Origin of the sequence: Caballeronia sp. LZ029, assembly GCF_031451275.1 — a bacterium.
GTDB classification, from domain to species: domain Bacteria; phylum Pseudomonadota; class Gammaproteobacteria; order Burkholderiales; family Burkholderiaceae; genus Caballeronia; species Caballeronia jiangsuensis.
The window spans coordinates 259,826-271,532 of the sequence record NZ_JARUXO010000002.1; the positions used below are offsets into that span (position 1 = coordinate 259,826).

At 63.6% G+C, this 11,707-nt stretch carries 11 protein-coding genes; 5 read left to right on the plus strand and 6 right to left on the minus strand.

Going from position 1 to position 11,707, the window contains the following annotated elements:
* The first annotated feature begins 11 nt into the window (after window positions 1-11).
* The gene (locus QCE73_RS16175) at window positions 12-743 is read left to right on the plus strand and encodes an aspartate/glutamate racemase family protein (protein WP_309882297.1); all 732 of its coding nucleotides are present in this window, start codon (window positions 12-14) and stop codon (window positions 741-743) included.
* 51 nt (window positions 744-794) lie between these two features.
* Here the strand turns inward: QCE73_RS16175 and QCE73_RS16180 are convergent, their stop codons facing one another.
* A complete protein-coding gene (locus QCE73_RS16180) occupies window positions 795-1,760 on the minus strand; it encodes a LysR family transcriptional regulator (RefSeq protein WP_051626656.1) in 966 nt (321 codons plus the stop codon).
* Between the two features lie 146 nt (window positions 1,761-1,906).
* On the opposite strand from QCE73_RS16180, the gene QCE73_RS16185 reads away from it, so the two are divergent.
* The 3 genes from QCE73_RS16185 to QCE73_RS16195 are packed head-to-tail and all read left to right on the plus strand — an operon-like array spanning window position 1,907 to window position 4,761.
* A complete protein-coding gene (locus tag QCE73_RS16185) occupies window positions 1,907-3,217 on the plus strand; it encodes an MFS transporter (RefSeq protein ID WP_035498123.1) in 1,311 nt (436 codons plus the stop codon).
* Between the two features lie 39 nt (window positions 3,218-3,256).
* Complete coding sequence (locus tag QCE73_RS16190) at window positions 3,257-4,186, plus strand: agmatinase (protein WP_309882299.1); 930 nt, start codon at window positions 3,257-3,259, stop codon at window positions 4,184-4,186.
* A complete protein-coding gene (locus QCE73_RS16195) occupies window positions 4,183-4,761 on the plus strand; it encodes a HutD family protein (protein WP_309882301.1) in 579 nt (192 codons plus the stop codon). The genes QCE73_RS16190 and QCE73_RS16195 overlap by 4 nt, the downstream gene beginning before the upstream one ends.
* 63 nt (window positions 4,762-4,824) lie before the next feature.
* Here the strand turns inward: QCE73_RS16195 and QCE73_RS16200 are convergent, their stop codons facing one another.
* Window positions 4,825-5,811, minus strand: coding sequence for an AraC family transcriptional regulator (locus tag QCE73_RS16200; protein WP_309882302.1), 987 nt, complete (start codon window positions 5,809-5,811; stop codon window positions 4,825-4,827).
* 164 nt (window positions 5,812-5,975) lie between these two features.
* Here QCE73_RS16200 and QCE73_RS16205 point away from each other — a divergent pair, with 164 nt between their 5' ends.
* Window positions 5,976-7,352, plus strand: a complete 1,377-nt coding sequence (locus QCE73_RS16205; protein ID WP_309882304.1) for an NAD-dependent succinate-semialdehyde dehydrogenase — start codon at window positions 5,976-5,978, stop codon at window positions 7,350-7,352.
* Window positions 7,353-7,401: 49 nt separating this feature from the next.
* Here QCE73_RS16205 and QCE73_RS16210 read toward each other — a convergent pair whose 3' ends face one another.
* From QCE73_RS16210 to QCE73_RS16225, 4 genes are all read right to left on the minus strand, one after another.
* A complete protein-coding gene (locus QCE73_RS16210; protein WP_309882305.1) occupies window positions 7,402-8,775 on the minus strand; it encodes an MFS transporter in 1,374 nt (457 codons plus the stop codon).
* 64 nt (window positions 8,776-8,839) lie between these two features.
* Window positions 8,840-9,661, minus strand: coding sequence for an enoyl-CoA hydratase-related protein (locus QCE73_RS16215; protein ID WP_035498118.1), 822 nt, complete (start codon window positions 9,659-9,661; stop codon window positions 8,840-8,842).
* Between the two features lie 30 nt (window positions 9,662-9,691).
* Window positions 9,692-10,468, minus strand: coding sequence for an enoyl-CoA hydratase-related protein (locus QCE73_RS16220; protein ID WP_309882306.1), 777 nt, complete (start codon window positions 10,466-10,468; stop codon window positions 9,692-9,694).
* Window positions 10,465-11,706, minus strand: coding sequence for a CoA transferase (locus tag QCE73_RS16225; RefSeq protein WP_309882307.1), 1,242 nt, complete (start codon window positions 11,704-11,706; stop codon window positions 10,465-10,467). Before QCE73_RS16225 ends, QCE73_RS16220 begins: the two co-directional genes overlap by 4 nt.
* Window position 11,707 lies beyond the last annotated feature (1 nt).

Below are 11,707 nucleotides of genomic sequence, written 5' to 3' on the forward strand. Positions count from 1 at the left end.
GAGGGCTCGACATGCAAACGAAACGATTGAGGATCGGCATTCTGACGCCTTCGTCCAACACGGCGCTCGAACCGATCACCTGCGCGATGCTGAGCGCGCTGCCGCAAGTGAGCGCGCACTTCGCGCGCTTCACGGTGACGGAAATCAGCCTGACGAATCGGGCGCTCGGCCAGTTCGACGTGAGCCGCATTCTCGATGCGGCGAAGCAACTCGCGGATGCGCGCGTCGACGTGATCGGCTGGAGCGGCACGTCGGCGGGCTGGCTCGGCTTCGAGCGCGACGAGGCGCTATGCCGTCAGTTGACGGAAGCGACTGGCATTCCCGCGACGACATCGGTGCTGGCGTTGAACGAGATTCTCGCGACGACGGGCGTGCGCCGGCTCGCTCTCGTTTCGCCCTATACCGACGATGTGCAGGAGCGCATTATCCGCAACTACGAGAACATCGGCGTCGAGTGCGTGGCGGAACGGCATCTGGGACTGAGCGAGAACTTCAGCTTCGCCGAGGTGCCCGACACGCTTCTCGCCGACATGATGCGCGAAGCGGCCTTCGCCCGGCCCGATGCAGTGACGACGTTCTGCACGAATCTGCACGCGGCGCATCTGGCGCGGCCGTTCGAGCGCGAGACGGGAATTGCTGCTTACGATACGGTGGCGACGGTCGTGTGGAAAGCGCTGCGGATGCTCGATGTCGATACGTCGCCGTTGGCGGAATGGGGGAGCGTGTTCGCGATGAGTGCGTGATGTGGACTATCGCGAACGCTCCGGCATCAACTCATGTGCACCGACCGTCCGTCAAACTACCTTCGACCGTTTAACGCTCGCGCGTCTGCCGTGAAACCCGCCTTGTTGCGCCATAACGGCGCCAAGGCTTCGCGCCTGCTCCGCGATGATCGCGCAAAACGCGTCGGTAAAAGAACTGCCCGGTCGCAACGACGGCCTTAGCATCGCGATCGTACGCGGCGGGATTAGTTCGAGCGGTACGAACGCGAGCCCGCTCACATCGATCGATGCCACCGTCAAACTCTCGACTATCGCGCGGCCGCCGGTCAACTGCACCATGCGGCAAGCCAGCGCCGAACTGGACACGCGCGCATGAATCATCGCACCGGTCTCGGCCGATGAGAGCAGTGCCTGCAATTCAGGAATACTTTCGAGCGCCCCCACGGTCGTCAGGGCGACATCGTGAAGATCATCCATTCGCAGCATGCGCCGATTCGCGAGCGGATCATCGGAAGGCATTGCGCAGACGATTGTGGAATCGAGCAAGTGTTGCTCGATGACATTTCTCATCTCCCGGAACGGCGTGCAGATGCCGAGATCGACCTGCTGGCTCTCGACCAGATCGAGCATCTTCTCCGCGTTCTCGATGGCGACTTCCACGAAAACCTTGGGAAACCGCGCCTGAAATGCCGCGATGGCTTCGGGCAGCAATCGTTCCGTGATCGCCGGATAGGCACAGATGCTCAGGCGCCCGAGCGTGCCTGTGCGCAATCCGTCGGCAAGCTCGTTCAACGCGCGCAAGCTGGCATTGGTGCGCTCGGTTTGCTCGAACAGCAGGATCGCCTCGGCCGTAGGCAGCAACCGTCCCTTCTCACGCTTGAAGAGCCTCACGCCGAGGCTTTCTTCCAGCGCCTTGAGTTGCTTGGTCACGGCGGGCTGCGAGATGTGCATGTTATGCGCGGCCGCGGTAAGCGTCCTGCATCGGACGACCTCATAGAGCAACTGGACCTGATGGTAGTTGAGCGTCTGCCTGGCCATGTCGTCTCCGGAATGCACGCGATCCAAAAGCATAACCCACGGTTATGGACTCGCGTTCAAAGATGTATTGGCACACAAACGGATTTTTCGCTGAAATTGCAAGCACACACGGATGAACGGGCTCGCCACGAGCCGCGGAGACGAAAATGCAAACGACAGCGATCGCACGGGCCGAAAAGCCCACGAAATTCAGATGGTTCATGGTGTTCCTCGCGTTTCTCGCGATCGTCACCAACTACATGGATCGCGCGAATCTTGCAGTCGCCTTGCCGTACATGAACACGGAACTGCATCTGTCGTCGGGGGAATCGGGGCTGATTCTCGGCGCGTTCTTCTGGACCTACGCGGCGTTTCAGATTCCGGCCGGCATGCTCGTCGACCGGTTGGGCGCAAAAGCCGTGTTCGCCGCCGCGGTCGTGTGGTGGTCGGTGTTCACGATGGCGACGGGTCTCGCGCGCGGCGCGGCCTCGCTGCTCGGCCTGCGGTTCCTGCTCGGCGTAGGCGAAGCCGGGGCCTTCCCGGCCGCCACGAAGTTCGTCGAACGCTGGTTTCCGCCGACCGAGCGCGGCCTTGCATCCGGCATCTACGACTGCGGCGCACGCGGCGGCACGCTCATCGCGCTGCCCATCTGCACCGCGATCATCACGGCCTACGGCTGGAAGGCGTCGTTCATCTTCACGGGCGCGGTCGGACTCGTGTGGGTCGTCGTATGGCTCTTCGTGGCCAGCGAATTTCCCTCGCAAAGCCGCTTCGTCAACGAAGCCGAAGCAAAGCACATCGAAGAAGGCGCGCCCGCCACGAAGAAGCCCGCCGTGCGCATCAAGTGGGGCCAACTCTTCACGTCCCGCGTCGTCTGGGCCATGTCGCTGGGCTTCGCCTGCCAGGGCTACGTGATCTACTTCTTCATCACCTGGTATCCCACCTATCTCGTCAAGGAGCGCGGCTTCACCCTGCTCCAGCTCGGCTTCTACGGCATCCTGCCGGGCCTCGCGGGACTCGTCGGCTCGTGGTTCGGCGGCTGGATCTCGGACCGCATCGCGGCGAGCCACTACGGCCTGAACTTCGCGCGCAAGGCCTGCATCGTCGTGGGCATGGCGTTGAGCGCGACGATCGGCCTCGCCGGCATCGTCACGCAGGCTTGGCTCGCGCTGCTGCTTCTGTCGATCGCGTTCTTCGGCGTCTCCGTCGCCACGTCGAGCATTCTCGCGCTGCCCGCCGACGTCTCAACCCGCGGCGAGCGCTCCGTGGCCGGCACGGTCGCGGGTTTCCAGAACTGCGTCGCGAATCTCGCCGGCATCGCGAGTCCCGCCGTCATCGGCTTTCTGAAGGACGCGACAGGGTCGTTCACACCGGGTCTCGTGTCGGCATCGATCGTCGCGATCGTCGGGTGCCTCATCTATATCTTCGCGCTCGGGCCGATTCGCTCCGGCGTGCTGGACCACGTCATCGCCGACTGACGCACGGTTCGCGCATTCGTCTTTCTCATCGAGGTTTCCATGCTTTGCGACTCACCGAAAACGCCGTTTCTCGCCTTTCCCGCCGAGCCGGATCTGAGCAAGGTCGATGCGACCTTCGCCGTGCTCGGCGCGCCCTATGGCATTCCCTACGGCCCCGCGCTGCTTCATTGCGATGTCTCGAACGCGCCCGACAAGATCCGCGAGCGCAGCTTTCGTTACGGACGGCAAATCGGCCATTTCGATTTCGATCTGAACGGCACGCTGTTCGGCGACTCGGGCGCGACGGGCGTCGACTGCGGTAACGTGCCCGGCACGCTCGACGTCGCGCGCAACGCGGCGGCGGTGACATCGGCGGTCGCTGCGTTGCTCGCGCGCGGCGCGATTCCGATCGTGCTCGGCGGTGACGATTCGATCCCGCCGCTCTGCGTGCGCGCCTATGAATCGCGCGGCCCGCTCAATGTGCTTCAGTTCGACGCGCACCTCGATTTCCGCGACGAAGTGAACGGCGAGCGCCACGGCTATTCGAGCCCGATCCGGCGCATCCGCGAAATGCCGTTCGTAAAGCGCATCGTGCAGGTCGGCTTGCGCGGCAGCGGCAGCGCACGCACAAGCGACGTCGAAGACGCGCTGCGCTCGGGCAACGTGCTGGTCCCGGCGGAAGTCGTGCACGACGAGGGCATCGGTGCAGTCACGAAGCATCTGGTGAACGATGCGCCGTGGTTCGTGACCTTCGATGTCGACGGCCTCGATCCGGCAATCGCGCCGGGCGTGATCGCGCCCTTGCCCGGCGGATTGAGCTTTCATCAAGCGCGCGGCATTCTCAGGCATCTCTGCATGAAGGCGCAGTTCGCGGGCATCGATTTCGTCGAACATCATCCCGCGCTCGACGTGCGGGACATGACCGCGCTGACGATCGTGCGTCTGCTGACCAACGTGATCGGTCAGCACGCGCGCCGCATGGCTTCATGAGTACGACGCGGCAGCATCTCGCCGACGTCCCGACGACACGATGGAAAAACGGCAAGGGCACGACGCGCGAATTGCTCAGAATCCCCGCGCGAAATGATCCCGATGACTTCGTGCTGCGCGTGAGCGTCGCCGATATGAATGCCGATGGTGCGTTCTCGCTTTATCCGGGTATCGACAGAATAACGGCGATCCTGCGGGGTTCGGGCATTGACCTGATCGATGAATCGGACGGCGCTGTCTGGGAAACGCTCGCCGGCCGATTTTCGTCGCTCGCGTTCGCGGGAGAACGACAGCTACGCGGCCGCCTGCTCGGCGCGCCTGTTCAGGATTTCAATGTGATGGTCAGCCGCGACGCCGGAGTCGCGGCGTTGAGGATCGTCGATGGTCCTTGCACCGTGCCGGTTTCGACATGCCGCTTGCTCTTCGTGGCGCAGGGATCCGCATGCATCGTGTTCGATGACGGAGGCACGCTTGTGCTCGACGCGTCGGAATTCATCGAGCCGATTGGCGCGGCGTCTATCGCAATGGCAAGTGACTCGGTAGCGTTTCTCGTCGATTTCTCGCCGCTCGATTGAGAGGGGCGCGGCGTGTCCGTCGCGGTCTGCTTACCGCAGCCACACCTGAGCGTGCCCGCTTGCTCAATGCGACGAAACATACAGCGAGGACCCCGGACCCGCCTCCGGGATTGCAAAATGCCGTTTCATTCGCCGCAATTCTTCCGAAGGCGTGCCACCGAAGAGCCGCTTGAACTCGCGGCTGAACTGTGGCGCGCTCTCATAGCCCACCCGTGCGCTTGCCGCAGCAGCCGTCATGCCTTGCCGCGCCATCAATAGCCTCGCCTGATGGAGTCGCGTCGACTTGATGTACTGCAGCGGAGAGGTGTTCGTGGCCGCCTTGAAGTGCAGATGAAACGACGGCACGCTCATGGCCGCTTCCTTTGCGAGCGTTTCGATCGTCAGCGCCTCGGCATAACTCGAATGAATCATGCGCAGCACTCTCGATATGCGCCCGAAGTTGCCATCCAGGTTGAGCGCCGCACGCATCGAAGCGCCCTGCTCTCCGATAAACACGCGAAAGTAGATCTCCCGCACGAGGGTCGGCCCCAGAAGCGCGGCTTCGAGCGGATCGCGCATCGCATCGAGGAACCGCAGCATGGTTTCGCCAAGCGCCACATCGAGCCTCGTCGTGGCCATGCCACCCGGCTCGCCCGGCACCACGCCGTTACGCTCGTCGATCTGCAGCAACACATCGGCGGCAAGCGTCGGATCGAGGCGCACGTACACCGCGAGCAAGGGTTCGTCCGCGGTGGCGTCGGTTTCCATCGAGAACGGCAGCGGCAAGGCGACGGCAAGATAATGCTGCGCATCATAGACATACACCTTGCTGCCGAGATAACCGCGCTTGCGGCCTTGCGCGATGACCACGATACCCGGCTCGTAGAGCACCGGCGTGCGCGTGAGCGGACGATTCGATCGCAACAGGCGAATGTCCGGCATCGGCGTCGCGTTATAGCCTTCGTTCGGCGCGAGTTCCAGCAGGCGGCTCACCATCGAAGCGTGCACACGAGCCAGGGCAGCGGCTTCGGTTTCCATCGTCGGCAACTTGGGAGAGCGGTGCGTTTCCATACTTCGAGTTCGATATCGGTGCGTTCATAGAATCGGGCAAGCTTCGCAGACGATCATGCGTTCTCGTCTCCTGCCAACATTCCTAACATTCGATCATGCATCGCACGCACGAATCACGATGCGTCGATGCGCCGGGAAGGCTCACTCACTTCGGAGAATAAAGCATGATCGATGTAATCAATCCCGCCGACGGCACGCGTGTCGGGCAAGTCGAACATCATTCGGAAGCGCAGGTGCGCGCCGCCATCGATCGCACATGCGCGGCCTTTCCGGCCTGGTCGCGCACCCTGGCACGCGAGCGGAGCGCACTGCTGCGCGCATGGTTCGACCTCGTCAGCGCCGACAAGACCGCATTCGCCGAACTGATTTGCCGCGAGAACGGCAAGTGCATATCGGAAGCCTTCGGCGAAATCGAATATGGGTTGGGCTTCGTCGAATGGTACGCGGAGGAAGCGAAACGCATGTACGGCGATACCATCCCCACTCACGCGAAAGACGCGGCGGTGATCGTCACGAAAGAACCTGTCGGGCCAGTGGCGTCGATTACACCCTGGAATTTCCCGTTCATGATGATCACGCGCAAGGTCGCGACCGCGCTCGCAGCAGGCTGCACGATCCTCTTGAAGCCTGCAGAGGAAACGCCCCTGACTGCGTACAAGCTGCTCGAATACGCGCGCCGCGCCGGCATTCCGGAAGGCGTGTTCGAGATGGTCACGGGCGACCCCGTGCAGATCGGCAAGCTCATCACCGACGATCCGCGCATCCGCAAGATCTCGTTCACCGGTTCGACCGCGGTCGGCAAGTTGCTCGCCGCGCAGTGCGCCGGCACGCTTAAGAAGATGACGATGGAACTGGGCGGCAACGCACCGTTCATCGTCTTCGACGACGCCGATCTCGACGAAGCCGCAAAGGCGCTCGTGTCCGCGAAGCTGCGCAACAGCGGGCAGGTCTGCATCTCGCCGAACCGCGTGTATGTTCAGGCCAGCGTGCATGACGCGTTCGTTCAGCGCGTGAAGGCGCTCGTCGAGGCGATTCCCGTCGATCAGGGGCTGCAGGAGGGCTTCGTCGTCGGTCCGCTGATCAATCGCGCGGCCATCGACAAGGTCGCCAGGCTCGTCGACGATTCGCGCGAACGCGGCGCCAAGGTCGTGCTGGGCGGACATCCGCACGCGAAAGGCGGACTTTTCTACGCGCCCACCATCCTCGTCGATGTCGCGGACGATATGCCTGTCGCCTCGTCCGAAATCTTCGGACCCGTCTTCCCGATCTACCGTTTCTCCACCGAAGCCGAAGTCATTGCACGCAGCAACGACAGCGAATATGGTCTCGTCGCCTATGCGTTCACGCGCCAGCTGGGCCGCTCGTTCCGGCTGTCGCGCAACCTCGAGGCGGGCATGGTGATCCTGAACTCCGGCTCGGTCGGCACGGCTTCGGTGCCGTTCGGCGGCGTGAAGCAATCCGGTTACGGGCGCGAAGGTAGTCATCATGGAATCGAGGAATATGTGCACGTCAAATACACGCTCATGAGTTGTCTCGCCTGAACGATGCGAGGCGCGGCATCACGATGCCGCGCCTCGTGTCATGGTTGACTCAGCGTACCGGCAACTGGCCCGCGTCCGCGGGGCTTGCGCACTGTACTTCGCGATTGCGCTGACGGATGAGCCGATCCTGCCGCAGTCCCCAGAAGAACGTGACGGCAAGACAGGGCAACAGCGACGCGATCGAGTACCCGACGCCTGCAAGCGGGTTGCCTGTCAGATTGACGAGCGAAAGACTGATCAACGGAAGAAACCCGCCGAACAGCACATTGCCGAGTTGTTGCGACAATCCGAAGCCCGTGGTCCTGCTTTGCGGCGGAAAACATTCGGCGATGAACGCGGGCAGCGGCGCCATGATCATCGCGGTCAACACGGCCAGCAGCGCGACGAGCATCGTCACCGTGGCCCAGCCGCCTGCGAGCGCATTCGTCCTGATGCCCGCGAACGCAGGATACGCTGCAAGTATCCACAGCACGATGCCGATCAGCATCACACGCGAACGGCCGATCGCATCGGACAGACGGCCGAATGCGGGATAAAGCGGCGCAGCCACGACGATAGCGACACCGAGGCACAGATTGGCGCGCGCAGGATCGACCTTCAACACGTTTTGCAGGAAGTACAGCATGTAGACGATCGACGTATAGAGCGACACCGAGGTTGCGCCTTGCGCGCCGAACATCGCGACAAGAATCGCTTTCCACGACGTCGCGCTCGACAAAGTGTCCTGCAGCGGCGATTTCGACAGACGGCCCGCCTGCTTCATCTCCGCGAACACAGGCGTTTCCATCATGCCGAGGCGAATCCATGTCGCCACCGCGACGATCGGCGCCGAGATCAGGAACGGGACGCGCCAGCCCCAGGATTCGAATGCCGATGCATCGAGCGCGAACTTCAGCGCCGACACGATCGCCAGCGCCAGCAACAGTCCGAGGCTCGCGGTACCTTGCAGCACGCTCGTCGCCATGCCTTTTCGGCCTGCGGGCGCATGCTCCATCACGTAGACGACCGCAGAGCCGTATTCGCCGCCGAGCGCGATGCCCTGCACCACGCGCAGCGTGATCAGTCCCATGGGCGCGAGCAGGCCGGCCATCGCGTAGGTCGGCAGACAGCCGATGCCCACTGTCGCTATGCCCATGATCGCGAGCGTGATGACGAACGTCTTCTTGCGTCCGATGCGGTCGGCCATCGGGCTGAAGATGATCGTGCCCAACGGCCGCGCGATATACGCGATGCCGAAGGTGGCGACGCCCGCCATGGCGGCGACGGTCCGGTCCGTCGATGGAAGAAACAAGTGCGTCAAGGTCGATGTCAGCGCGACATAGACGAAGAAATCGTAGTACTCGAGCATCGTGCCGAGGCTCGATGTCGCGATGATCCGCAGCATGCCGGGCTTTGGATTGCGGGCTCCGGAAGTCGTGGACATGGTCGTCTCCTGTGATTCGGGTTGTGAGGCCCCGCGCGATCGACGCGATGGCCGTATCGGCGCATCACATGTGTGTGCGCTTCTTCGCCGCCTGCTGTTCCAGAAACCGGCCGACGGCCTCCTTGTGCTCGCGACCGCATAGCAGAATGGCCTGCATGCTTGCCGCCATTTCGAGCGTCGTCGCAAGCGATGCATCGGCCGCTTCGCGCACGAGCCGCTTCGCCATGCGCAGCGCCGTCGGCGGGTTCTGCGCGATGCGCTTCGCCAGCGACCGGGCGTCGATGTCGAGCGCGTCCTCGGGCACCACCTTCGACACGATGCCGAGGCCCAGCGCCGCTTCGGCATCGATGAACTCGCTGGTCAGCGTCAGTTCCAGCGCCTTCGCATAGCCCACGATCCGCGCGAGGAACCACGATCCGCCGATGCCCGACACCAGTCCGAGCCGCAGGAAACTCTCTGCGAACACGGCTTTTGTGCTCGCCACGCGGATATCGCACATCAACGCAAGATCGCAGCCCGCTCCGACTGCGGCGCCATTCACCGCGCATACCGAAGGCACATCGAGACCGCTCAGTGCGCGCGTGATTCTGTGCAGGCTGCGATGCAGGCGGTCGCGTACATCCTCGACACTGCCGCTCATGAGATCGCTGCCCCTTTGCATGTCCTTCACATTGCCGCCCGTGCAGAAGTGCGGCGACGACGAACGCAGCAGCACGCAGTGCACGTCGCGCTGCTCGTTGATCTGCTCGAGCGCGTCCGACAGCGCCTCCGTCATCGCGACGTTCAGCGCGTTGCCGTCGCTCGGGCTGTTGAGTGTGAGCGTGAGCACGCCGTCATCGACGGACGATTCGACCCGTGAACCGGCATCGTTTGCATGAGTTGACACGAAGAAGTCTCCTGATTGTTGTCCCGGCCGCTAGCGGTTCTGGAATACCGCCTGACGGCGTTCCAGAAACGCGGCCATGCCCTCTTTCTGATCGGCGAGCGAAAAGCCCGCGTGAAACAGCCGTCGCTCGAACAAAAGTCCTTCCGACAGCGACGACTCGAACGCGCGATTGACGGCTTCCTTGATCGCGACGATCACCGGCAGCGAATGACGCGCGATCTGTTCGCCGACGCGCATCGCTTCGTCGATCAACCGCTCGCGGGCGACGACCTTCGACACGAGTCCGTAAGCCAATGCCTCGCGCGCGCCAAGCGGCTCGCCGGTCAGACACGCGAGCATCGCGGTCGATTTGCCGACCGCGCGCGGCAGACGCTGCGTGCCGCCCGCGCCCGGCACGATGCCGAGCTTGATCTCGGGCTGGCCGAAAAGCGCGTCGTCCGCGGCGATGACGATGTCGCACATCATCGCCAGTTCGCAACCGCCGCCGAGCGCATAGCCGCCTACCGCCGCGATGATGGGTTTGCGGGCCGTGCGGATGCGGTCCCAGCTACGGCCGATGTAGTCATCCGAGAATGCGTTTGCGTAATCGAGCTTCGACATCGCGACAATGTCCGCGCCGGCGGCGAAAGCCTTGTCGGACCCTGTCAGAACGGTGGCGAAAACCTGCGGGTCGGCTTCGTTGCGCAGCAGGACGTCGATCAGCTGATCCATCAACGCGTCGGTCAGCGGATTGAGCGGGTTGTCCGACGCGAGACGCACGAGCGCGACCCGCCCGCGTCGTTCGCTCCGGATCATCGCGGCGCTCATGCGCTCACCTTGCGGTCTTCATCGCTGGTTTCGCGCGATGCGCGGCCCACGCGGATGACGCCCGCGTTCAGCAGGCCCGCGATCTCGCTTTCAGCGAAGCCGTATCGCTCCAGCATCTGCAGCGTGTGCTGGCCCGTCAGCGGCGCGGGCAAATCCGGCGCGCTCGGGCGATCGGATGGACCGAGCGCGAAACCGTGCGTGCGCATGGTGCCCGCGACCGGATGATCGATCGTCCGCGCCAGTCCGCATTCGGCGTACTCCGCTGTTTCGATGACATCGCCGTAGGTTGCGACGGGCGCGCACAGAATGTCGCGCGCCGCGAGCCGTTCCATCCAGTCCGCCGTCGTGCGTTCGACGAAACGCGCGGCGAGCATGTGATGCAGGGTCGTGCGATGGCGCACGCGATCGTCGTTGGCGGCGAATCGCGGATCCGCTTCGAGTGACGGCGAAGCGAGCACCTCACATAACGCGTGCCATCGTTCCGGATGGTAGGCGACGACCATCATCCAGCCGTCCCGCGTTGGGAACGCCTCGTTCGGGCACGCGTAAGGCGCGGCGCTGCCGGTCTTTTCCGGTTCGCTTCCGGACGCGAAGAATGCAGCGAAGCCGATTTGCTGCAGCATCAACGTCGCGTTGTAGAGACTCACGTCGAGATGCTGCCCGCCGCCGCCCGCGCGAACCTGATGCAGCGCGCCGAGAATCGCGATCGACGCGAGATAGCCGCCCATCATGTCGGCGACGGGGATCGGGACTTTGAGCGGCTCGGCGCTCGTCGTGCCGAGCGTGCTCATCAGACCGCTGACGGCCTGGATCACGCCGTCGACGCCAGGCCGCTTGCGATTCGCGCCCGTCTGGCCGAACGCGGAGATCGAGCAGTAGACGAGCCGGGGATTCAGCTGCCGCAATGCGTCGAAGTCGAGTCCCATCGACGCCATCACGCCCGGCCGGAAGTTTTCGACCAGCACATCCGCCTCCAGCAGCATGCGGCGAACGGCCTCGCGCCCTGCATCGGTTTTCAGATCGATCGCGACGCTGTACTTGTTGCGGTTGACGCTGATGAAGGCCGGGCTTTCACCGCTTATCCACGGCGGCCCGATGCGCCGCCCGATCTCGCCGTCGGGCGGCTCTATCTTGACGACGTGCGCGCCGAGATCGGCGAGCGTCATCGAGCAGACCGGTCCGGCGAGGACGTGCGAGAAATCGATCACCCGCACGCCGTTGAGGCTGTCTCTTGGCATT